This window comes from Niallia sp. (genome assembly GCF_031978665.1).
Classification (GTDB): Bacteria; Bacillota; Bacilli; order Bacillales; family Cytobacillaceae; genus Niallia.
This window is the reverse complement of the sequence record NZ_DALZDK010000053.1, coordinates 1-23,229: the sequence shown is the minus strand read 5'-3', so window position 1 is coordinate 23,229 and position 23,229 is coordinate 1. Positions and strand designations below refer to the sequence as shown.

General features: G+C 37.8%; 26 protein-coding genes. 3 read left to right on the top strand and 23 right to left on the bottom strand.

Translation table 11 applies throughout. The annotated features are described in order from the left end of the window. Positions 1 to 50: 50 nt before the first annotated feature. The 14 genes from rlmD to RTL21_RS21545 all read right to left on the bottom strand — a co-directional run bounded on the left by rlmD (position 51) and on the right by RTL21_RS21545 (position 12,938). A complete protein-coding gene (gene rlmD / locus RTL21_RS21610; protein WP_312099017.1) occupies positions 51 to 1,445 on the bottom strand; it encodes a 23S rRNA (uracil(1939)-C(5))-methyltransferase RlmD in 1,395 nt (464 codons plus the stop codon). 201 nt (positions 1,446 to 1,646) lie between these two features. Next, positions 1,647 to 2,501: a PhnE/PtxC family ABC transporter permease gene (locus RTL21_RS21605; protein WP_396954489.1), complete on the bottom strand. Its 855-nt coding sequence runs from the start codon at positions 2,499 to 2,501 to the stop codon at positions 1,647 to 1,649. A 5-nt stretch (positions 2,502 to 2,506) separates the two neighbouring features. Next, complete coding sequence (locus tag RTL21_RS21600; RefSeq protein ID WP_312099013.1) at positions 2,507 to 3,292, bottom strand: PhnE/PtxC family ABC transporter permease; 786 nt, start codon at positions 3,290 to 3,292, stop codon at positions 2,507 to 2,509. Continuing rightward, positions 3,282 to 4,070 carry a phosphonate ABC transporter ATP-binding protein gene (gene phnC, locus RTL21_RS21595; protein ID WP_312099011.1) on the bottom strand — a complete coding sequence of 263 codons (789 nt, stop codon included), beginning with the start codon at positions 4,068 to 4,070 and terminating at the stop codon, positions 3,282 to 3,284. The genes RTL21_RS21600 and phnC overlap by 11 nt, the downstream gene beginning before the upstream one ends. A 25-nt stretch (positions 4,071 to 4,095) precedes the next feature. Then, positions 4,096 to 5,136, bottom strand: a complete 1,041-nt coding sequence (phnD, locus tag RTL21_RS21590) for a phosphate/phosphite/phosphonate ABC transporter substrate-binding protein (protein ID WP_312099009.1) — start codon at positions 5,134 to 5,136, stop codon at positions 4,096 to 4,098. 126 nt (positions 5,137 to 5,262) lie between these two features. Further along, the gene (locus RTL21_RS21585) at positions 5,263 to 5,958 is read right to left on the bottom strand and encodes a phosphonate C-P lyase system protein PhnL (protein ID WP_312099007.1); all 696 of its coding nucleotides are present in this window, start codon (positions 5,956 to 5,958) and stop codon (positions 5,263 to 5,265) included. A gap of 30 nt (positions 5,959 to 5,988) precedes the next feature. Beyond that, entirely contained in the window at positions 5,989 to 7,167 is a 1,179-nt protein-coding gene (gene phnM, locus RTL21_RS21580; RefSeq protein ID WP_312099005.1) for a phosphonate metabolism protein PhnM, read from the bottom strand. 37 nt (positions 7,168 to 7,204) lie between these two features. Then, positions 7,205 to 8,050, bottom strand: a complete 846-nt coding sequence (locus RTL21_RS21575) for an ATP-binding cassette domain-containing protein (RefSeq protein ID WP_312099003.1) — start codon at positions 8,048 to 8,050, stop codon at positions 7,205 to 7,207. Continuing rightward, positions 8,051 to 8,896, bottom strand: a complete 846-nt coding sequence (locus RTL21_RS21570; RefSeq protein ID WP_312099001.1) for an alpha-D-ribose 1-methylphosphonate 5-phosphate C-P-lyase PhnJ — start codon at positions 8,894 to 8,896, stop codon at positions 8,051 to 8,053. Beyond that, positions 8,896 to 10,014: a carbon-phosphorus lyase complex subunit PhnI gene (locus tag RTL21_RS21565; protein WP_312098999.1), complete on the bottom strand. Its 1,119-nt coding sequence runs from the start codon at positions 10,012 to 10,014 to the stop codon at positions 8,896 to 8,898. The genes RTL21_RS21570 and RTL21_RS21565 overlap by 1 nt, the downstream gene beginning before the upstream one ends. Beyond that, the gene (gene phnH / locus RTL21_RS21560) at positions 10,014 to 10,619 is read right to left on the bottom strand and encodes a phosphonate C-P lyase system protein PhnH (RefSeq protein ID WP_312098997.1); all 606 of its coding nucleotides are present in this window, start codon (positions 10,617 to 10,619) and stop codon (positions 10,014 to 10,016) included. The genes RTL21_RS21565 and phnH overlap by 1 nt, the downstream gene beginning before the upstream one ends. A gap of 13 nt (positions 10,620 to 10,632) precedes the next feature. Continuing rightward, on the bottom strand, positions 10,633 to 11,058 hold the full coding sequence (gene phnG, locus RTL21_RS21555; RefSeq protein ID WP_312098995.1) for a phosphonate C-P lyase system protein PhnG: 426 nt from the start codon (positions 11,056 to 11,058) through the stop codon (positions 10,633 to 10,635). 180 nt (positions 11,059 to 11,238) lie between these two features. Then, complete coding sequence (locus tag RTL21_RS21550) at positions 11,239 to 11,940, bottom strand: GntR family transcriptional regulator (protein WP_312098993.1); 702 nt, start codon at positions 11,938 to 11,940, stop codon at positions 11,239 to 11,241. A gap of 140 nt (positions 11,941 to 12,080) precedes the next feature. Then, positions 12,081 to 12,938: a PHP domain-containing protein gene (locus RTL21_RS21545; protein WP_312098991.1), complete on the bottom strand. Its 858-nt coding sequence runs from the start codon at positions 12,936 to 12,938 to the stop codon at positions 12,081 to 12,083. Positions 12,939 to 13,226: 288 nt separating this feature from the next. On the opposite strand from RTL21_RS21545, the gene RTL21_RS21540 reads away from it, so the two are divergent. Beyond that, entirely contained in the window at positions 13,227 to 13,367 is a 141-nt protein-coding gene (locus RTL21_RS21540) for a hypothetical protein (protein ID WP_312098989.1), read from the top strand. A 162-nt stretch (positions 13,368 to 13,529) separates the two neighbouring features. On the opposite strand, the gene RTL21_RS21535 is transcribed toward RTL21_RS21540, so the two are convergent. Next, positions 13,530 to 13,961 carry an RrF2 family transcriptional regulator gene (locus RTL21_RS21535; protein WP_312098987.1) on the bottom strand — a complete coding sequence of 144 codons (432 nt, stop codon included), beginning with the start codon at positions 13,959 to 13,961 and terminating at the stop codon, positions 13,530 to 13,532. A gap of 169 nt (positions 13,962 to 14,130) precedes the next feature. Between RTL21_RS21535 and hmpA the strand changes: the two genes are divergently transcribed. Further along, a complete protein-coding gene (gene hmpA, locus RTL21_RS21530; protein WP_312098985.1) occupies positions 14,131 to 15,339 on the top strand; it encodes an NO-inducible flavohemoprotein in 1,209 nt (402 codons plus the stop codon). A gap of 188 nt (positions 15,340 to 15,527) precedes the next feature. On the opposite strand, the gene RTL21_RS21525 is transcribed toward hmpA, so the two are convergent. The 6 genes from RTL21_RS21525 to RTL21_RS21500 form a co-directional block, all read right to left on the bottom strand. Further along, complete coding sequence (locus RTL21_RS21525) at positions 15,528 to 16,400, bottom strand: YitT family protein (RefSeq protein WP_312098983.1); 873 nt, start codon at positions 16,398 to 16,400, stop codon at positions 15,528 to 15,530. Positions 16,401 to 16,563: 163 nt separating this feature from the next. After that, entirely contained in the window at positions 16,564 to 17,430 is an 867-nt protein-coding gene (locus RTL21_RS21520; protein WP_312098981.1) for a DNA-3-methyladenine glycosylase family protein, read from the bottom strand. 111 nt (positions 17,431 to 17,541) lie between these two features. Further along, positions 17,542 to 18,291, bottom strand: a complete 750-nt coding sequence (gene pdaA, locus RTL21_RS21515) for a delta-lactam-biosynthetic de-N-acetylase (protein WP_312099019.1) — start codon at positions 18,289 to 18,291, stop codon at positions 17,542 to 17,544. Positions 18,292 to 18,552: 261 nt separating this feature from the next. Further along, positions 18,553 to 20,094: a fumarate hydratase gene (locus tag RTL21_RS21510; protein WP_312098979.1), complete on the bottom strand. Its 1,542-nt coding sequence runs from the start codon at positions 20,092 to 20,094 to the stop codon at positions 18,553 to 18,555. Between the two features lie 178 nt (positions 20,095 to 20,272). Then, positions 20,273 to 20,458: an SE1561 family protein gene (locus tag RTL21_RS21505; RefSeq protein WP_016202312.1), complete on the bottom strand. Its 186-nt coding sequence runs from the start codon at positions 20,456 to 20,458 to the stop codon at positions 20,273 to 20,275. A 193-nt stretch (positions 20,459 to 20,651) separates the two neighbouring features. Further along, on the bottom strand, positions 20,652 to 21,140 hold the full coding sequence (locus RTL21_RS21500; RefSeq protein ID WP_312098975.1) for a YtxH domain-containing protein: 489 nt from the start codon (positions 21,138 to 21,140) through the stop codon (positions 20,652 to 20,654). Positions 21,141 to 21,349: 209 nt separating this feature from the next. Between RTL21_RS21500 and yfkAB the strand changes: the two genes are divergently transcribed. Then, a complete protein-coding gene (gene yfkAB, locus RTL21_RS21495) occupies positions 21,350 to 22,471 on the top strand; it encodes a radical SAM/CxCxxxxC motif protein YfkAB (RefSeq protein WP_312098973.1) in 1,122 nt (373 codons plus the stop codon). 222 nt (positions 22,472 to 22,693) lie between these two features. Here yfkAB and RTL21_RS21490 read toward each other — a convergent pair whose 3' ends face one another. Both RTL21_RS21490 and RTL21_RS21485 read right to left on the bottom strand, forming a co-directional pair. After that, positions 22,694 to 22,843, bottom strand: a complete 150-nt coding sequence (locus RTL21_RS21490; RefSeq protein ID WP_312098971.1) for a hypothetical protein — start codon at positions 22,841 to 22,843, stop codon at positions 22,694 to 22,696. A gap of 5 nt (positions 22,844 to 22,848) precedes the next feature. After that, positions 22,849 to 23,103: a hypothetical protein gene (locus RTL21_RS21485; protein WP_312098969.1), complete on the bottom strand. Its 255-nt coding sequence runs from the start codon at positions 23,101 to 23,103 to the stop codon at positions 22,849 to 22,851. Positions 23,104 to 23,229 lie beyond the last annotated feature (126 nt).

Here is a 23,229-nt window from a genome sequence, read left to right as displayed (position 1 = left end):
TTTTGATTTTGCTATAGGTTTGTTATGTGGCACAAGGGTTTATTTTGGCTTTACAATTTCAACACCATCTGTGCTACACACTCAACATGCGCCGTATGCGGAAACATATCCACCGGCTGTAAATACTCCACCTTATAATCCTTAGACAAATAATCAATATCCTTCGCCAAAGTAGATGGATTACAAGACACATACACAAACTTCTTCGGCTTAACCTTTTTAATCGCGTCTAATAGCTTCCGATCACAGCCAGTTCTCGGCGGGTCAACGACAACCACATCTGGACGCCAGCCTTCTTCTACCCACTGTGGCAGCCAATGTTCCGCAGTTCCTGTTACATAGGTTGCATTTTTAATACCGTGTCTATCTGCATTTTTTTGTGCGTCAGTAATTGCAGCATCGATCGTATCCATCCCTCGGACTTCGCTTGCGCCATCTGCTAGCCATAAGCCTATTGTTCCAACTCCGCAATACGCATCGGCAATCTTTTCTTTGCCTGTTAAAGCAGCTGCTTTTTTGACTTCATCATACAGCTTTACTGTTTGCACAGGATTCAATTGGAAGAACGCTCTTGCAGACAGCTCGAAGTTTAAATCTCCTAGTGTTTCTTGAATAACTTCTTCCCCACTTAAGTGAATTGTTTTTTCTCCAAAAATAAGGGAAGTTTTGTTACCGTTTATGTTTTGTACTAATGATTTCACTTCTGGTAATCTTTTTTGGATTTCTGCCATCACTAGTTTTTTTCTTGGCATTTCTTTTTGCGTTGTAATCAGTACAACTTGAACCTCTCCAGATTCAAAGCCAGCACGCGTTACAATCGTACGGACGATCCCTTTTTGTTTGCGTTCGTCATAGACTGGGATTTGGAATTCTTCTAGGATTTTACGAACTTCTTCTGATACTTTGTTTGTCAACGGATGCTGCACCATACAATTCTGAATTGGGATTAGGCGATGAGAATCGAGACCATATAGCCCCGCAATAATGGCACCATTTTTTTGCTGTCCCACTTGGAATTGGCTTTTATTGCGATAATTCCAGGGATCTTCCATTCCGATTGTTTGGCGAATATCCAATTTATCAATTTTTAGCTTCGTATGGCGTTCTAATGATTGGATTACGATATCCCTTTTTTCCTGTAACTGCTGATTATAGTCTAAATGCTGAAGCTGACATCCTCCACATTGTTCGTAAAAGGGACATGGTGCCTGAACGCGGAATGGCGAGGATTTTCTTATCTTCTTTACCTTTCCTTCTGAAAACTTAGGCTGAACCTTTGTTGCCTCTACTACTACTTCTTCTCCAGGAAGAGCACCTGGCACGAACACAACCTGTCTTTTAAAATAGCCGACGCCCTCTCCATTTATTCCTAAACGCTTTATCGTCAACGGAAAGGTTTGACCTACCTTCAGCTTTGCCACCGTATTTTGCTGTTTATCTTTCATCTATAATTACTCCTATATCATCTCTATTAAAAAACTTATTATAACTAGCTTTCCTCATTCTGTCTTCTTCATATACTATAGCTTCTTCGCCGAAATATCCAGTTCTTATCATCTGCTAGCTACAGAAAATATTCCCAAGAAATATAACAAAAAACACCCTCCCTCCAATAGGGATGAGTGCTGTGCCCACATTTATTTAACTTATCCTTTCACTCGAAGCTTCCTCTTCAACCTTGTCGCAAAGACTTCCAGCAGGATAGCTACCGCTAAAATAAAGAAGGTAATCGTTCCAATTTCTCTAATATCCAAGTAGAAATTGCTTGCCATAAACATATCAAAGCCGATTCCACCCGCACCTGCAGCTGCTCCCATCGCAACAGCGACAGCGAAGTTAATTTCGAAGCGTAAAAACGTCCAAGAAATCATATAGGTGAGGGAGGATGGAATAACCGCTTGAAAAATGATTTGCCAAAAGTTCGCTCCACTTGCTTGAAGTGCCTCGATTACGCCGCTATCCAGTTCCTCAAAAGACTCTGAATAAGCCTTTACTAAATAACTGACAGAGTGAAATGTCATGCCAATAACAGCTGCTACACTGCCGAGCCCTGCTGCAACAGCAAAAATCAATACCCATAAAACGGTTGGCACCGCTCTAATAAAAGCGACGATTCCTTTAATGACAACAGATACTCGTTTGGATGTTAAGTTTTCCGCTGCTAATAGGCCTAAAACAACCGCAATAATGGCACCAAAAATAGTGGTTAAAAAAGCGAGTCCTAATGTTACAAAAACCTGATAAAAGGCATGTGTAAAGGTGAAATGCTTAAAGTGAGCTTCAAAAAACATAGCTTTTAAGTTTGCAAAGGTCGCGAGCATTGCTTCACCAAAATCAATCTCTTTATAGTCAAAGCTATAAAAGGCATAAACAGTAAGGATTGCGAGTGCAAGAAGCGTGATTCTGATAACGACTGTTGATTTTGTTAATGTTTTAATTTTTATCCGTTTAGAAGGCTCCTGCTTATATAACGGTTCTTCTGTTACTGCCTGTTTGTGCATTACCATTATAGAATCACCCTCCTTACATAGTTTGATATCGTTTCAATGAAGAGAATCGAGACAACAATCGTGATAACTACAAGGGAAGCGATATCGTAGTTTAAGCTTTTATAATACAAGTTAAAGGTAAAGCCTATTCCAGATCCAGTAAGCAATCCTATTAGAGTGGCGCTGCGAATATTTGTTTCAATCATAAAGAGGATCCAGCTAATCATTTGAGGCAGACTAGATGGAATCACCGATTGAAAAATAATCGAAAAATAGCTAGCGCCAGTAGCTCTTAATGCCTCAACAGAGCCTTCGCTTACCTCATCTATCGTTTCCACAAAAGCTCTTGTTAAAAATCCAAACGAGCCGAAAAACAACGCAAAATAACCTGTTAGTGAGCTTTGCCCAAAGGAAAAGAGCAGTATCATTGCCCATGCAGCAACATCAATATTTCGGAAAATCGTCGCAATGCCACGACTAATACTTCCAAAGAAGGTGTTTATTTTTGTTGTATTGGATCCCATAATGGCAAATAATATCGCAAATATCGCTCCAATCGTCGTTGCAGCGATGGAAACTAACAAGGTTTCCACCAAGCTTTTTAAAATATTGGGAAGCTTTACTAAAGAGTCCTGTGTCGGATAAAAATTTCCTAATGCCCAAGTTACAGCCCTTGGCAGAGATTCAAATCCTTTGATAACATTGTATTCTGTAATAATAATGGCACATACCGTAATAGCTGCTAAAATCGCCAAAAAACCTAAGGAATTATTTCTTTTTTTTGCAAAAAAATCAGCTTGCATGGATGCCTCCTATATCAAAAATGAGATCTTCCGCTTCCGATCCATATATACGTTGAATATCCTCTGTTGTGATATCCCTCGGAGAGCCATTGTAAACTACCTGACCATGGTTAATCCCAATGATTTTATCAGAGTATTTTAATGCTACGTCCACTTGGTGAAGATTGACTAATACGGTAATGCCCATCTTTGTTGAAATGTTCCGAAGATGGTCCATAATGACCTTTGCAGAGTTTGGATCAAGTGATGCAATAGGTTCATCACAAAGCATCATTCGCGGATTCTGAATAAGGGCACGAGCGATACCAACACGCTGTTTTTGACCACCGCTTAATTGATCTGCTCGCTTATAAATATGTTCTTCTAATCCGAGCACCGATAAAATGTTGACTGCCTGTTCCTTTTCTTCTTGACTATAAAGACCGAGAACCCCAGCAAGTGTTGATTTTTTACCCAAATTTCCATGTAAAGTGTTCTCTATTACACTCAAGCGATTCACTAAATTATAATGTTGAAAAATCATTCCAATTTTTGTGCGGACCATTTTTAGTTGTTTCTTATTTAAGTTCATTACATCTCTATTATCAAAGATAATCTCTCCGCTTGTTGCATCAATCATTCGATTGATACAGCGAAGGAGAGTTGATTTCCCCGCTCCCGATGGACCGATGATAGAAACAAACTCTCCTTCATTTACGGAGAAGCTAACATCTGATAACGCCTTGGCATCATTCCCAAACTGCTTGGACACATGATTAATTTCCAGTAAGGTTGTCATCGATTAACTCTCCTCATATCCATGTTTATTTTGAAAGCTCGCGAATCGGGTTAAACCATTCATCCTTTACTTCTACTAAACGCTCATCCGCTGTTTTCTTAAATAATCCTGAGAATTCAGAGTCCTCTGGAACAAAGACCTTCTCGTTATTCGTAATCTCATCTGATGTCATAATTTCTAGAAGCTCAGCTTGAAGATCTTCATTAATATTTTCTGTATTTACGACAAATGGCGCGTTTAACACTGGCGTAACGGAAATAAGTTGAAACTCTTTACCTGTAACAGTATTAAAAGGCTCAGCCGCATCTGTCTTTACTTTATAAATCGCACCTGGTCTGTTCTCTTCTCCATCTTCTAAATCAACATAATTATTTACACATGTATCACAGAATGCAGCAACGTCTGCTTTCCCTGATAGAAGATTGACTGCAGATCCTTGGTGAGAGCCACCGTATAGCACTTCACTAAAGAAATTACCATCTCCACCTTCAAGTAAATCCTCTGCTGTTAAATCTTTGAAATCAGCTTTTTCACTGAAATAATCAACAATACCTGTTGAAGGTACTTTGAAACCTGATGTAGAACTATTAGATACGAATGAAAATTTCTTGCCTTGAATATTGTCAATCGCAAAGCCATCGCTATCTTTGTATTGATCTGCATTATCCTTTTCAACTGCTAACCAGCTGTAATATACAGCGTCATCTAATGTACCTGATGCACCTGTTGGAACAACAAGTGGAAGTACTTTATCATTTTTGTTATGTGCTTCTATGTAACCTTGTGCACCTAAGAAAGCCATATCTGCATTTCCGTTTGCAACTGCTTCAATCGCAACGATGTAATCTGTCGTTGTTTGGTGCTCTACCTTTTTCCCTGTCTGCTCTTCAATAATTTTCCCAATTTCATCACGTGCTTCTGTGAGATCCGCCCCTGATTCATTAGGCAGCCATGCGATTGTAATCGTATCTTTGTCTCCAGAAGCTCCTCCCGAGTTCGTTAAAGAAGAACAGCCAGAAAGAACGAGTATGACCAAAGATAGTAACAATAAAAAAGATTTCTTCATTAGTATGAATCTCCTCACCTTTTAAAATTATTTACCTTCGTTTACTATATCGATTAATTATCAATCTACTATTAAAGTAATTTAAGGAATTATTAATATTCATTAAGGTTTAGTTAAAAAGGTAAATTAGGAGAAAACTCCATTCTGCATGTTATATTCTCGATCACATAAATGATTCATAAACTCCAAATCATGGAAGATTCCGACCATCGTCGTCCCTTCCTTCATAAGCTGTTCTATTAATAGCTTTACCTTCATTTTCGAATCATGATCAAGACTTGCAGTTGGTTCATCCAGTAAGAGCAGACGAGGCTTTTTCACCATTGCTCGTGCAATATTAAGTCTTAGTTTTTCTCCTCCTGAAAAAGTAGTAGGATAGCTGTCCCATAATTCCTTATCTAATTCAAAATGGGATAGAATCATTTCTGTCTCTCGTTCTGCAAAGTGCTGAGCTTCCCCCATTTCAAGAATTGCCTGTTGCACTAGCTGTCTCGCTGTTGTTCTAGGCATCACATTTAAAAATTGTGATACATAGCCAATTTCATGTTTCCTTAAATAAAGCATTTGGCGTTCCGTAGCTTCTGCCAGGTTAATAGGACCGAATTTTTTGGAATGATACCAAATGCTCCCTTGCTGAATGCGGTACGTTCCGTAGATACATTTTAAAATGGTAGATTTCCCACTCCCACTTTTACCGGTAATTCCAATAAATTCTCCTTCTTTTAATTCGATATCAACATGACTGACTGCACGAATATATTTATCAAGATTATGAAGCTCAAACGATTTAGATAACTCCTTAATTTCTAAAAGATTTTCCATCTGTTCACCCGCTTTCTTTTTGCTTACTAATTAAATCCGATAGTTTGTTTTTTGAATTAGCTTACCATCGACAAAAACGCTTGTAATTACTGGGAAGTCATCACTTATTTTTTCAATGATTAGCAAGTCTGCTTTCTTCCCTTCGAGAATCGAGCCAATTTCATGATCCATTTTTACGGCTTTAGCTGGATTAATTGTCACAAGCTTCATCATATCTGCTAAATCCATCCCATATTCATTTACTAAAGTAAAGATAGAATGAAGCATCGCTGCTGGATAATAATCGCTGCATAATATATCAATCGCTTGGTTTTGAATCGCCTCTGCAGCTCCTAAATTTCCGCTGTGAGATCCTCCTAAGAGAACATTTGGTGCTCCGGCACTCGTATACATTCCAAGCTCTTTCGCTCTTTTCGCAACACTCAGCGTAATCGGAAATTCACTAATGCTTGTACCAAAGCTACGAACTAGATCTAATTTTTCAATCGTATCATCATCATGAGAGGCAACAGCAATATGATGTTCTTGCGCTAGCTCAGCAATTTCCCGAATATCTTCAATGGATAATTTCTCTTTCGTTTGGTGATTACGAATCAGCACATCTATGGATGCGTCGCTAATATTGTTATAGCTTTTCACCGTTTTTCGATAGACCTCCAAGTGACGGTACTGACCTTGTCCAGGTGTATGGTCCATAAAGGAAACTAAGTGAACTTTATCCTCTTTAATATATTTTTTCAGATTATCGATTTCTTCTACATTATCAATCTCAAATCTAGCATGGAATCTATGACGAACAAGATGCTTCATATTATGGCTTTTCCCAATTAAATCGATAAATTTCCGCACATTTTCCGGTTCACGGATTGGTTTGTAATCATATTCTGTTTCTTTAAAAAGAGAGAGGGAATGAAACATGGTAGTAATCCCATGGGCAATCAGCTGCTTCTCCGTTTCTCGTAAACTCAAGTCAAAATTCATTAATGACGTTGGTCTTGGTGCTGCCATATGCTCAATATAATCAGAATGAATGTCAATAAACCCTGGAGAAACATAGCCTCCCGCTGCATTGATAATCTCCATTCCTTCTTCAAACTTTATCTCACCTTTTGGTGCAATCTTTTGGATTCTATCTTCTTCTATTAAAAGATCATATCCATGCAAAATAGTATCCTCGGTGATCAATCTTCCATTCGTAATAACGTACAAATTATTTCCCCCTAAGATTTAAAATTCAGGTAATTTATTAAAGCAGAGAGTGAACCAATTGCTGTGTATATGGATGCTGCGGATCTTCTAAAATCTGATCTGTTAATCCCTCTTCAATCACTTTTCCTTCTAACATCACAAGTGTTCTGTCTGCGAGCATACGGATAACACCTAAATCATGCGAAACCAGAACAATGCTAATATTTAGTTCTCGCTGCAGGCTTTGAATCAAATCTAAGACACTTGCTTGGACAGAAAGATCTAGTCCTGTTGTCACTTCATCTAACAGAAGGATAGGTGGATTATTGGACAGTGCCTTTGCGATTTGTACACGCTGCTGCATCCCACCGGAAAAGTTTTTCGGCGCTTCTTTCCTGCGATGTACGGGAATATGTACTTTATTTAATAGCTCAGTCCCTCTACTCTCCATCATGCCAACATGGTTGCTACCTGCAGCAATCAGTTTTTCGGCAATATTGCCGATGGAGGAGAAATTCATTCGCAAACCTAAAATCGGATTTTGATAAACTTTTCCCATTATATGATTACGGATGTAGCGTTGCTGTTGGGACGACTCTTGAAAAAGATTTGTCGCTCCATTTTCATAAGTGCTAACAAATGCTTCCCCCTCTGTCACTTCCTGATCAAAGTAAAGACATTGCATCAAGGTTGATTTCCCGCTGCCACTCTCTCCTACAATCCCGAGCACTTCACCTGGAAATACATCAAAGGAAACATTTCTACACGCGTAAACCGTTCCGCAAACCTGGCAATAATTTTTCACTAAAGAACTACTTTCTCCACCTTTACAATGGATACAGCCAGGCCCAAACTGCTTATTAAGATTTTTCACCGATAAAACTGGAACTTCAAATTCTGTCATTTATTTCACTCCAACCGCATTTAATTTTTCAAGACAGTAGCTTGTGTCATTGCATTGATACACTGTTTGATCTGTTGTTTCATCGACAAGCTCATCTAAAAATACTCCAGTCGATCCACATAAACGACATTGTTTATCTTCAAAGCTTTCTGCCTCAAACGGATAATCTTCAAAATCTAGCGATACTACCTTTGTAAATGGAGGTACGGCGTACACTTTCTTTTCCCGGCCAGCCCCTAATAGAATAAGTGCTTCACTAGACTCCATTTTCGGATTATCAAAGCGAGGAATTGGACTTGGCGCCATCACATAGCGCTCATGAACGAGCACAGGATGATCAGCCCCAGTTGTCATGCTGCCATATTTCATAATTTGCTCAAACAGCATCAGCCATGCACCGCTATATTCTTTTTCTGCGTGCAGCTTCTTCGTTTCACTTTCACTTGGCTCATAATAGCGAAGTGGCTCCGGTAAGGGAACTTGCAAAACAAGAATCTGGTCTTTTGTAAGCGGCACTTCCGGTATTCGGTGTCTTGATTGAATCAAAGTTGCCTCTCTTGTATAATCTGTTGTGCGAACGCACGTTGTATCAGAAACAAGCTTTTTAATATTGACTGCATTAACCGATTCATCAGAGCCTTGATCGATAACCTTCAGCACATCTTTTTTTCCAATGAGGGAGAGCGTTAACTGCAATCCACCAGTTCCCCATCCTCGACCAATCGGCATTTCTCTTGAAGCAAACGGCACTTGGTACCCTGGAATAGCAATTGCCTTTAAGGTAGCACGACGAATTTCCCGTTTTGACCCCTCATCAAAAAAAGCAAAGTTATATGCATTGTTCATTAGCTTTTCACCTCTTGTTTTTCTGCTTTTTTAGTCTTCCGCATGCTGTCCAGTTTCGATTGGAAGGTAACATAATGAGGCATTTTCAAATGGGAGATAAAGCCTGACGATTCTACTGAATCGATATGATAAAGGACAAATTCTTCATCATGGCTAGGAAACTCCTTATTGGGATGTTCAAGACAGTTATCTAATATCCCCATCGCAATCGCCTTTGTCTCATTTTGGCCGAAGCAAAGACCATAGCCGATCTCAAACTCCAATTCTTTTTTGCCAAATTCCTTTTCAACCTGCATAGGCATTAGCATTTCCGCTTCTGTTACTTTCACCTCTCCTATATAGTAAGAGTCGTCCTCGTTATGCCCATCAGACGTTGGATGATCAATCGTAACTGGTAATTTTCCAACGCGAAGCTCTCCTACGGTCGGATGTAGTGCTCCATATCCACGAATGACTGCATAAGCAAGTGCTGTTACTGCTCCTGTTTGGCCTCTTGTTAATATCTGCAGTCTTTGGCTTCTTGTCGATGGGAACGCAAGGCTTTCTCTAGTTACATCATCTGGTTCCAGATCATTATTTTCGCAAGCGGAAATTAAGCCTTCTTTTCGTAAGTAATCAAGTACTTTTGGCAATGTTAGCTCGCTAGATTGCCCCTCTTCTTCCAAATCTTCATCCAGGTAATGATTGAGCCACTCTTGTACCGTATCATCCGTTTCTGAAATAAGGTGCATATCAAGGAGACGATGGGTATAATCCGTTGTTGCTCCAAGAATTTGTCCCCCTGGAATATCTTTAAAGCTAGCTGAAATACGACGTTCAATCCGCATCTCACTTGACTCTATTACTCTTGCATAATGTTTTCGCGGCACAGTCGAGCGATAGGCCCTTAGTAAAAATACTGCTTCTTCTGGATTTCCCTCTGCCTGCTTGATTGCTAAAGCTGCCAATGTCTCGTCATAAAGACTGCTTTCTGACATTACTTGATCGAGAAGTCCTCGCATACCTTCTTGTATCTTTTCGACTTCAAGCGTTCTCCCTTGTTTTACTCTTTCAAATTTCAAACGCTTAATCGACTCTTCAATCGCAAGCGTTCCACCTTTCACAGCAACGTATCCCATTAGACAATCACCCTATTTTCGCTAATTTGAGTGGTGCGCGGCACTGACAATAGCTGATCATTTTGATCCACAAACATTAAATCAATCCCAAGCGGATATTCCTTATTTTTCATTTGCCTTGCTTCTACCCATTTCTCTTTTAACTCGACATGAACAAATTCTGTTGTTTTTATGCCTGGTCCTTTCAGCTCAAGTGCTGGTTCATCTGTTATTTTATTTACTTCGATAATGATCGTGGCAGAGGAATGTGGATCTTTTAATGTGCCAGGTTTAGCTGATTCTATCGCCTTGTTAAGCACCCCTGTCTCAGCATCCTGAAGGATTAATATGTAATCAGCTTCCTCTACTTCTACCGACTTTGCATAGGTTAATTGATTAATTATTTTTGTTATTGTCTCTTCTTTGTCAGAAATGACTTTAAAGGTCACCTCTTGATCAAATAAAGTTAAGGCAATCAATAGCATGCTTGCAGGGCATTCTTTATTTCCGTCTTCCCTTATGACAGCAGCTTCTTTCGTTAAATCTGCTAAACGCCCTGGTCTTGCTAAGGCATTAACTAATTTTCGATAAACTGCTTGCAAGTCGTGTACAATATCTAATTTCACTTTCCATTCCCCCTTAAGAAACATCCATCGTTTCAAAATTGACTTTTGTTTTTAAAATCGATTGATTCTCCGCTGCTCTTTTTATTAAAAGGTTTTGCTCCTCTTGTTCAAGCAACTCAACCCATGTATTCGTTTCAGGCAAACCTGCTTGAAATGCCGCATCAATTACCGCAAGATAGTGAGCGAGCTCCGGTTGATCACCGGTCACGATGCCAATTCCGATGCTCTCATTCACCTGAACCTTACACTCCGTCACTAATACTTCCCCAGGATAAAACAACGTCTTTTTCGATGTCTCTCGGACTTTCATCATTACTAGACCATTTTCTGCCGCTTGAATGACCCTCACCTCGTACAGGTCATGGATATGTTTAGCCAGTTTTTCTGCTAGATTTTGAGAGCCATTTATCAAAATTTCCGTTCTACGTCTTCTTTTCATCTAAAGACCTCCATGCTTGTCTTTTGTTTTACAGTTATACTGTATCTTGTTGCCAAGTGAGTGAATGTTAAAGAATGATAAAGTTTGTTTGGATTTTGTAAATCAGAACAAACTTCACTTCACAAAACTTATACTTTCTTACCTAAACACAAAAAAAGCCACCCAATTATTGGTGACAATTTAAATTAGATATGTAAAACAATCGCTTCGATAGATATTCCGAGAGTATTCAAGGACTTTCCCAGATTTTCTATCCACACAGCCAGATTCTAATTGAATCAGGGGAATAAGGCTTGGACATTTTAATAATTCCCGTTCCTTTTTATTTGGAAAAACAACGACCAGCTGGCTCTGCATCGATTCAAAATCTGTATAGCCTTGTTCCTGGTAATATTGAAAGATAGAAGTAATCTCTTCTCCTTCTCTCCCAACATCTTCAAAAGTTTCTTGAGACAAATAAGATGTATGGATTGCGATTGGACAGTCCTCCACGATGCGCAAACGGCTGATTTTATAGACCTTTTCTTCCGGTGCTGCCTTTAATGCATGATAAATCGAAGTGTCATATGGAATGATTTCGCTTGCTATATTCTTCGTTTCAAACTCATAGTTTAATTCACGCATTTTTTTACTAAAACTAACATCCCCTGTTAATATGAGCGGAATTTGTAGCTTCTGATTTTGAACATAGCTTCCCTTGCCTTGTTTCGAAAATATATAGCCAAGCTCCTGCAATCGTTCATACGCCTTTCGAACAACTATTCTTGGGACTTGATAGAAGCCTGCAAGTTCATTTTCCGATGGCAGCTTGTCATTAGGTTTATAATTTCCTGCACGTATTTCCGAAATTAGTCTATCCACCAACAATGCTTTTTCAGACACGTAGGCTTTGCCTCCTTTGAACCACTATTTATATTAAATATAGCCTTTTAATATTAAGAAACCGTTACTTCTACGTAAACATTGTAAATCGATTAGGAGAAGTAACGCCTATAGGTTCCTATTTTAGATAAGCAGAATATTTACCTATTCAAGCTTTTTTGGCGTAATTTTAGTTCTTGAACAGTTTCGACACCTGGACTTTTACTTCCTAATAGAACAAGCTTTTCTCCATATGCCCCATGGAAATCTGACCCACCCGTTATGACCAAGTTGAATTCATTTGCTACTCTTTTTGCTTGCTCTTCATTCTGCTTATTATGTAATGGGTGCCAAACTTCAATCCCCTGTAATCCAGCCTCCACTAATTCCGGAACCATCTCAAAGTTGCCATATTGTCCAGGATGGGCAAGTACTGGAACACCACCAGCTTCTAGAATAATCTTTACTGCCAATTTAGCATCGATATACTTCATCGGGATAAAAGCAATTCCTGGCTGCTCCCCATTTTGTCCTCGATTAAATATTTTCTTATAAAGAGAGCCATAAATGGAATCCGTATAATTCGCTTCAATAAGAGCCTGCATAATATGCTGCTTGTACACCCCAGTACCACCATCGGCAATTTCTAAGCACCTCTCCCAGGTAATCTGGTAGCCTGCAGCAATCAAGCGTTCTGCCATTTCCTTCGATGCCTGATGTCTTTGCTCTATAAGTGGCTGACAAACGGCTTCAATCGCCTGATGTCCTGGTTCAATAAAATACCCCAAAATATGAACCCTTCTATTTCTTTCAAAATCAAAACCGGAAACTTCAATTCCTGGAATGACTTCGACACCAATCTGCTTCCCCAATTCGATAGCCTCTTTTAGACCTTTGGTTGTATCGTGATTGGTAACCGCAAGATGTGTCACCTCTTGTGCAAATGCCAAAGATATAACCTCTTCAATGGACAATGGACAATCGGAAATATTGGTATGACAATGAAGCTCTACTTTCATAAAAATCCCTCCTTGTTATCGTTACTTTTAGAATAACTTGATACCAAGTTAGAAAGGTTAATAGGAAGTGAATTTCTTTTAAAGAATTGTTAAGACAGATTAATTAAAATGTTTTGATAAACCTCTATACTTTGCCGTTAATGGGATTAAAGTAATAAATAAAATGAGAGATTATTAGGATAAAAAAACTAGAAAGGATTAACACGTTTTATTGTTAGCTTAATAGTGAATTAATAAAATTTCTATACACTAGGGTAGTACCAAAAATTACTTATTGAGGTGATTCTTTTGAAATTCAAGAAGTTAACATTAGGAATGATGACAGCTTTACTTTTCACTGGCATGTTAGTTGGTTGCTCTGACCAAAACGAGGACCAAAATGAAGAATCTGAAACAGAAACACCTGCTGAGAATGAAACAGAAGAATAAGTAAGAGGAACATAGAAAACGTAAAGAAGAGGATGATTCAAAAATTCGTGAATGCGAGTTTTTTGATGTCATCCTCTTCTTCATAATATTTCTTTATCACCTAATAAAAGGAAAAATTAGCTATTAATCCATTGCCGTTACCACTACCAATTAATGTTTCCTTTATTTAGAAAAATACTCCTTCAGCATCACTTGATTTTCCGCTATATCTGCAAGAGTATACTGATCCAAAACCTTAAAAAACTGTTCAAGTGCATTATTTAGTACATGCTTTAAAGAACATACCGGTGTAATGACACATGCATTTTTATCCTCAAAACATTCTACCAAATAAAAGTTCTCCTCCGTTTTGCGGATTAGTTCTCCTATGTTGATTTCAGCTGGATCCTTTGCTAAGCGAAACCCACCACTTCTTCCTCTGATCGTTTCGATATATCCTAATTTTCCCAAGTTAAAAATAATTTTCATAAGATGATTTTTGGATATACTATAAACCTCGGAAATCTCTTTTATATTTGTAAGTTCTTGCGTTCCTTGCGTTGCCAAATAAATTAATACTCTCAAAGAGTAATCTGAATAGTTCGTTAACCGCATAACTCTATCTCCTTTTGTGATTTTTACGGTTCTTACAGTGAAAATGTGAACATTTTGTTAAACATGATAAAAACAGTGAAAAAGATGTATTTAAAATATTGCTTTTATACAGACAGACTTTTATCATAAAGATGTATTTAAAATATTACTTTAAAAGAAGGTTATAATTATGTTATCACAAAAAACAATTGACATCATTAAATCTACTGTACCAGTATTACAAGTCCATGGTACACAAATAACTACTGTTTTCTATCGAAATATGTTTGAAGCACATCCTGAACTGCTGAATATTTTTAACCATGCTAATCAAGCAAAAGGACGCCAGCAAACCGCTCTTTCCAATACTGTTTTAGCAGCTGCACAAAATATTGATAAACTTGAAACTATTATACCAGTTGTGAAACAAATCGCCCATAAACACCGCAGCTTAATGATTAAAGCAGAACATTATCCGATTGTTGGTGAATTTCTATTAAAAGCTATTAAAGAAGTGCTTGGGGATGCAGCTACTGATGATATTATCCAAGCATGGGCAGATGCATATGGCGTCATTGCGCAAGTATTTATTGATATTGAAAAGCAAATGTATGAAGAAAGTGCTACAATAAGTGGCGGTTGGTCTGATTACAAGGAGTTTAAAATTATCAAAAAGGTACAAGAAAGTGAAGTAATTACTTCCTTTTATCTAGCTCCAACAGACGGAAGTTCTTTACCAGTTTATGAAGCAGGTCAATATATTACGATCCGTTTATCGATGCCTGGGGAAAAATTCTTATTTAATCGCCAATATAGCTTATCTTGTGCTAGCAATAAAGAATATTTCCGAATTTCTGTCAAAAAAGAAGAGTCAGCAGAGAATCCTGATGGAAAAGTATCGAATTACCTTCATAGCGAAATGAATGTTGGCGATACATTAGAAGTCACAGTGCCTGCTGGAGTTTTCACACTAAAAATGGAAGAAAGTCCGATTGTTTTTCTAAGTGGTGGTGTTGGAATTACACCGTTTATGAGTATGGTAGAGACAATCGCTAAAGAACAGCCAAATAGAGAGGTCATCTTTATTCATTCCGCTAGAAATGGTTCTATCCAAGCATTTAACGATGAGCTAATTCGTATAAAAGAAAGAATTACTAATTTCCAACTTTCATTTATATACGAAAACCCATCAGATGAGGATAAATTAAATCCTTACTTTAAAAAGGATGGCTATATTGATTCAGAATGGCTAAAAGAGAATGCTATCGTTGCAGACGGAAATTACTATGTTTGTGGACCAGTGCCATTTTTACAAACAGTTGTAAAAGGCTTGAAAGAGAATGGTATTGATGATGCACATATTCATTATGAGTTCTTTGGACCATCAATAAACTTATAAGCTTGTACAGGCTATTAATATGAAAACTTATTTTTCACATTAAAGACTGGTATACATTAACCCTAAAAAAGGAAAGCCAGGTTTCATAACTTGGCTTTCCTTTTTTATAAGGCTGTTTGTTTTTTTTATAAATTAAAAATGTTAGAATTGATCCGTTCGATAACACTCTCGATTTAAAATGTCTTCTATTAATGAATATCCCGCTTCTTAAAGTTACCGCCTTTTACTTCTGATACATCGTAAATAGCGACGAACGCTTTAGGATCTAATTCATGAATAATTTCTTTCATTTTTCTTTCTTCCAAACGGCTGACTACACAGGTGATTTCCTTAAATTGTTCATTGGAATATCCACCAACTGCGAGTTTATACGTTGCACCGCGTCCTAATCGGTCACGAATCGTTTCTACCATTAATTCAGGTTCGGTTGTGATGATGTTGAATGTTTTAGATCCACTTAACCCTTCTTCAACAATATGGATTACTTTAGAGGCAATAAAGTAGGCGATAGCGGATAGAATAGCTCCTTGGAGACCAAATACTGTAGATACGAAAATAAACACAAACATATTTAGAAATAAGATTAAATCACTTGTTCCAAATGGCAATTTTCTTGAAAGCAATACGGCTAACATATCAATTCCGTCTAATGCTCCGCCATTACGCAATGCTAAACCCATTCCAAAACCGATGATTATACCACCAACAACCGTTATAAGAAGTGTATCGCCTTCAATAATCGTTGGTACATGATGCATTAAGCTTGTACTGACAGCCAAAGATATAATGCCGATAATGGAATAAATAGCAAAGCTTTTACCGATCTGTTTATATCCTAAAAATATAAAGGGAATATTTAATATTCCAATCAAAATTCCAAGGGGAAATCCTAGTAGCTCTGAGCCAACGATACTTAGACCAGTAACGCCTCCATCAGAGACTGCGTTTGGAATAAGCACTGCTTCTAGCCCATAGCCAGTGATGATTCCTCCAATTATTACTAATAATGCTCGTGAAGCTATAAGAAGCTTTCTTTGTTTTTTCTGCGTTTTTTTCTCCATTTACTTTCCTCGTTTCAAAACTATTTAAATTATCTACTTATTCACTTTATATTTTACCATAAATACTATCCTTACACGATTAATGGGAATTCAACGTCGAAGAAGGAGATTTAATCTACCAAGGGCAACAACTATCCTTACACGATTAATGGGAATTCAACCTCTACTCAATACTTCTCCACAAGTAAAGCGAAGCATAGCTTAAATAGGGATTCCATTCTGGAAGCATTGCCTCCATTTCCTCTTTTGTAGGCTTTTGTTCTAATTGTAAAAGTTTCTTGATGGCGTTTTGAATTCCTATATCTGCTAGAGGAAAAAGATTATTTCTCCCTAAACCAAAAAGCAACACATTCTGGATGGTCCATTGACCAATTCCCCGATAGCGAATGAGTTCCACCATAATTTCTTCATCAGTCTTTTCATACAAACTTTCTATATCTAAATTGCCTTTCTCGATTTCTTTTGATAAATCAATAATATACTCAGCTTTCCTCGTACTAAATTGCAGCTGGCGCAATTCTTCCACAGTCAACTTTGCGACAGTTTCAGGCAATGGATAAAACCAGACTCCATTTTTTTCAAAACCATATGTAGTAACAAAACGATGTGTTAGAGTAAAAGCAAATTTAAGATTTAACTGTTGATGAATGATACATTTTACTAGGCTATTATAGGGGTGAAAATCTAATACAATTGGTGTGCCATAATGTTGTTCAAAAAGCTGCTTTAAATTCGTTTTTTGAAAATGGTCATGAATAGCAAGCAAGGATACATCCCATCTAAAAATTCTGCAGATTTCCTTCACAATGGTGTCATGAAAGGTTGAATCTATCTCATCCAATTCTAAAAGAAAGGCTGGATTTTCAGTTGTTCCAGTTGCTTGAACTTTGACTACGATTGGTTTATTGTATATGCGAATTGGTACTTGGACCCATCTTTCTTCTTTGTGGAGGACATGCAATGGATCTAATGCTAGCCGACTTAATACCAAATCAAAATTATACGGTCCTTGAATTGTCAGTGTATACAAATGGCTTCACCCGTTCTCGTTTTTCTTGTATTATAGCACGATTCCAGGTAAGCAAATCCATCGAAAAAGCCCAAATAGAGGACTTCTCTATTTGGGCGAAGATACAAATTTTTAACGAATTATTCCCTCATCCATTTCTCTTTTCATTGTTAAATCATCTAGACTTTTAAAGGTATAGCCTCTATTTTTCAAATCTTTAATTGCTTGTTCTAGTGCATCTGCATTATCTTTAGAAACGGTATGAAGTAATAAAACACATCCTGGATGCACTTGTTTCATTATATTATCATAGCTATATTTCCAGCCCTTTTGTTGATCTGTCTTCCAATCCACAAAGGCTAGTGACCAGAATACCTGCGTATAGCCAAGTTCTTGAGCTAGCTTTAATGTTCTCTCGCTAAAAATCCCTCGGGGAGGACGTAAATAAGTCATTCCTTTTTTCCCTGTTATTGCTTCCGTCTCTGTTACTACTGATTCAAGCTCCTGTTTTAGCTTTTCATCACTAACTTGCGTTAAATCTGGATGATGGTATGAATGGTTTCCAATAATATGGCCCTCTGCAGCCATTCTTTTTACTAGATCAGGAGCACTTTTTAAATAATGCCCTGTTACAAAAAAGGTTCCTGGCACTTTTTCTTTTTTTAATACATCAAGTATCTTGCCTGTATATCCATTTTCGTAGCCATTATCAAAGGTTAAGTAAAGTACCTTTTCTTCGCTCGTATCTTTATAATAAGCTCCGTATTTTTCAAGTAAAGCATCCAATTCTTGTCCAGCTTCTGCTGGTTGTTCATTCGTGGCTTTTTTAAATCCCCAGCTAAGTGGTTTATTGGATACATTAGCTTGTACGGGAAGCACCATCAAACCAAAAGCTGAAAAGCAAATAAATATTTTCAAGATTAATTTCAATGCAATTCCTCCTTTGCCTCCGTTCCTATCTGTTATTTTCTGTATACTGGAGGAATTCATTCTTGGTAATAAAAAGCAAAGTAATACTAGGAAAATGCAATGCAGCTTACTGAGGAATGACTTACGAATCTTATTCCCTTGATGTACTTGAAAACTTATGCTTTCTTAACTTGCAAAAAAAAACGGCTATACTTTAGCCGTTTCCTACTGCATTTATTTATAAACACGATCTTTAAATTGTGCTAATTTTTCTAAGGAAGACATTTCGACATCCTTATGAAGAGAATTGCCATGGGCATCCATTGTAACAACGGCTTTAAATCCTTCGACCTTTAAATGCCACATTGCTTCTGGAACCCCAAATTGCATAAGGTCTACACCTTCTACGGACTTAATGCAATCGGCATAGTACTGAGCTGCTCCTCCAATTGCATTTAAATATACGCCGCCATGCTCCTCCAATGCCTTCAGTGTTTTAGCTCCCATACCACCTTTTCCGATAACAGCACGGATGCCAAATCTTTTCATGATGTCTCCTTGATAAGGCTCTTCACGAATACTCGTTGTCGGCCCGGCCGCTTTAACCTGCCACTTACCATCCTGATCCTTCAGCATAACCGGTCCACAGTGATAAATAATTTGGCCATTTAAATCAATTGGCGCATCATTTGTACTTAAGTACTTATGAATAGCATCTCTGCCTGTATACATCATGCCATTAATTTGGACAACATCGCCAACTTTTAATTGACGGATAGCTTCTTCGCTAATTGGTGCTTGGAGGATAATAACTTCCTCAGCTGCAGCTACTTCATCTTGCTCATTCGCTTCTGCTTGGAAGTCAATTTTATCCCCTTCTTGATATTGCCATTCCTTAATTTCCCCTGTATCAGGACTTACAGAAATCGCTAATCTGCGGAAGGCCCAGCAATTATAAGCAACGGATACAAAGAAGCTTGCAGGGATACGGTTCATCACACCAATTTTACAGCCTAAAAGCGTTGTTTCCCCGCCAAATCCCATTGTACCTATTCCTAATTTGTTGGCATTTTCCATAATATAATCCTCTAGAGCTGCTAATTCCGGAATGTCATTTGTATCTTCTACAGAGCGGAAAAGCTGTTCTTTTGCTAAATCATAACCGGCAGAACGGTCTCCACCAATTCCGACGCCGATAAAACCTGCACTACACCCTTGTCCTTGTGCCTGATAAACGGAATGTAGAATACATTTACGAATGCCATCTAAATCACGACCTGCTCGACCTAATCCTTCTAGTTCACAAGGAAGACTGTATTGAATGTTTTTATTTTCACAGCCGCCACCTTTTAAAATTAAACGAATATCAATATAATCCTTTTCCCATTGTTCAAACTTAATGACAGGTGTACCTGCCCCTAAATTATTCCCACTGTTTTTCCCTGTAAGTGAATCAACGGAATTCGGTCTAAGCTTCCCGTTTTTCGTTGCAAGCTCCATGCTTTCGTAAATAGCTGCTTTTATTTCTAGCTGATTGACAGCAATAGGTGTCTTAATTTTAAAAGTTGGCAGCCCTGTATCTTGGCAAATAGGTGAGACTTCCTTATCGGCCATGCCAATATTTTGAGTAATCGTCGCTAAACTCATCGCAGAACGCGTTCCTGCATTTTCTGATGCTGTCGCTTTTGCGATCGCACGCCGCACATCTTTTGGAAGGTTGGTTGATGTTTCTACAATTAAATCGTAAATACTCTTCTTCAGATTTTCAAAATACATGCTTCTCCCCCTCATTTGAAAAGCGCAAGTAAACCTTGCAAATTTTAGTTTTGCAAACAAATAACTCCCTATAAAAAATTATACTCTTCTCTCCTGCGATAGAGAAGTAATTTGCAATCGTTTACAGAAATATTCCAATAAAAATGCCTGGGTGAATTTTCCACCCAAGCATCTCTTATTACAAATCTCTATGTTTAAACTCATTACATTTCGATTCAATTTCATCTATCATTTGAATTAAACGATCGATATCCTCTAATTCCGCCTCTTCTGGATCAATCGCATCTAGCACATCCATAAACATATTTAATCTTGTCTTTAGAAAAGTAACTTGCTCATTTTTATCTGTAATAGAACTACCCAATGTATTCTCTCCTTTCAAAACTACCTTTTAATCGTAACGAATATTCGTCCATTCGGCAACCTTTCCTTATTATAGCTTTGCACATGTTTTCTCTTTTTACACCTTTAATAGAGAAGAATTCAATTCATTAATTAAATTCAAGAAAGGAGCATCTAGCTTAAATTCTAGATGCTCCTTTCTTCATATATGGTTTTTATAAAAGTACTGTGTCTGTTTTCATTACTTCTTTATCTTCTGGGGCAGCAGGAAGCTGTGATTTTTCTTCTAAATCAGATGACTCAATAATTTGGTCTTTTGTAGTTGTAATTTTCTTTGTAATACGTTTATATTGGTGCTTTGTTTGAAAATAAAGCTGCTTAAAATCATCGGTAATTTCTTTTAAATCCTTTGATCGCTCTTTTACGGTAGATTGGACCTGCTTGTACAATCCTTGGGTCTCTGCAGCAATATCCTTCATCGCTTCAGAAGACAGACTTATTCTTTCTTTACAATTGCTCTTGAATTCATCAGGATTGTCTTTATAGCTCTGAACAAAACGAGTGCTTGTGTCTTTAAAATGTTCTACCCTCTGCATGGTTCTTCTTCTTGTAGCTGGATCAATCAGAGAAATTGTGACACCAATGACACTGCCAATTACTAAGCCTGTTAAGATTTTATTACTTTGCTTTGTTGCATTAGACATATCATTCATCTCCCTTCTTCTCATTATTCGTTTCTTTTCCCCTCAAAGAATTATTTAAAACAAAAACGTTTGACAGATGAGATTTTTCCTTTAATAATGACAAGGGGCCTTTTATCCCCTTGTCATATTTCATTAAATGATAAAAATCGCATTCTATACCTTAATTGCACATAGATATAGTTTAACTATTCTTTATAAAGGAGCTTATGATGATTACTGAAAAAAATAGGATTAATCCAAGCATAGACCCTTGGGAAGCTTATATGGATATGGAGCAGCACGGAAAATTAACATTATCTAATATTGAGTTCACCACGACAACCTTATGTAATATGCGATGTGAACACTGTGCTGTTGGCTATACACTACAGCCAAAAGACCCAAACGCATTGCCAATTGATTTATTGCTGAAAAAACTTGATGAAATTCCTCATCTGCGCTCACTAAGTATTACTGGCGGAGAACCAATGATGAGTAGAAGATCAGTAGAAAATTATGTGGTTCCCCTTTTTAAATATGCTCATAGCCGTGGAGTAAAAACACAGTTGAATTCTAACTTAACACTTGGTCTTGATCGATATGAAGCCGTTATTCCTTACTTAGATGTGCTGCATATCTCTCATAACTGGGGTACTGAAGAAGAATTCGCGGAACGTGGTTTTGCGATGATGGCAAGAAAACCGACCTATGAACAAAGAGGCAAGCTATTTAACAATATTATTACGAATAGTAGAGCATTAGTGGAAGCTGGTGTAGTTGTCTCTGCTGAAACAATGCTTAATAAACGCACACTCCCATATTTAGAGCATATCCATCGACAAATTGTTGATGAAATGAAATGCCAAAGACACGAGATCCACCCAATGTACCCATCAGATTTTGCTTCTGCTTTAGAAACATTGTCATTAGATGAAATTAGAAACAGTATCAACCATCTTTTAGATATTCGCGATGAAAATGTGTGGATGCTATTTGGTACACTTCCATTCTATCCTTGTAATAGTAAAGAAGAAGATTTACAGTTATTAAACCGCCTTTATTCCAGTAAAAATGTAACTGTTCGCAATGATCCCGATGGCCGTTCGCGTTTAAATGTAAATATTTTTACTGGCGACGTTATCGTTACTGATTTCGGCGACACGCCAGCACTTGGAAATGTCCAAAAAGATAATTTAGAGGATATTTTCCAAAAATGGCTATCAACCGATTTAGCAAGTTCGTTAAATTGCCATTGCCCTGCTGTCAAATGCCTTGGACCAAATGTACTTGTAAAAAATAGCTATTATCAAGATGTTGATTTTACTAAGAGAAAAGCATTGATTAGTAAATAATTTGTTATCGACTAGTGTCCATTGAAAAGATGGGCACTTTTTTATTGGCACATTAGCGTAAAGGCATTATGAAAACCTCTTTTTCTCCTTGCTCCTGTTTTTTTGGCGTTCATTTGTTTTATGAACACCACTTTTCCCTTTGACTCCTGCTTTTTTGGCGCTCATCCGGATTATGAAAACCTCTTTTTCCTTTGCCTCCTGCTTTTTTGGTGTTCATCTGGATTATGAAAACCTCTTTCCCCTCTTCCTCCTGCTTTTTTGGCGTTCATCCGGATTATGAAAACCTCTTTTCCCTTTTCCTCCTGCTTTTTTGGCGTTCATCCACCTTATGAAAACCTCTTTTTCCTTTTCCCCTGCTTTTTTGGCGTTCATCCACCTTATGAAAACCACTTTTCCCTTTTCCCCCAGCTATTTTGGCGTTCATCCGGATTATGAAAACCTCTTTTCCCTCTTCCTCCAGCCTTTTTGGCGTTCATCCACCTTATGAAAACCTCTTTTTCCCTTTTCCTCCTGCTTTTTTGGCGTTCATCCACCTTATGAAAACCTCTTTTTCCTTTTCCCCTGCTTTTTTGGCGTTCATCCACCTTATGAAAACCACTTTTCCCTTTTCCCCCAGCTATTTTGGCGTTCATCCGGATTATGAAAACCTCTTTTCCCTCTTCCTCCAGCCTTTTTGGCGTTCATCCACCTTATGAAAACCTCTTTTTCCCTTTTCCTCCTGCTTTTTTGGCGTTCATCCACCTTATGAAAACCTCTTT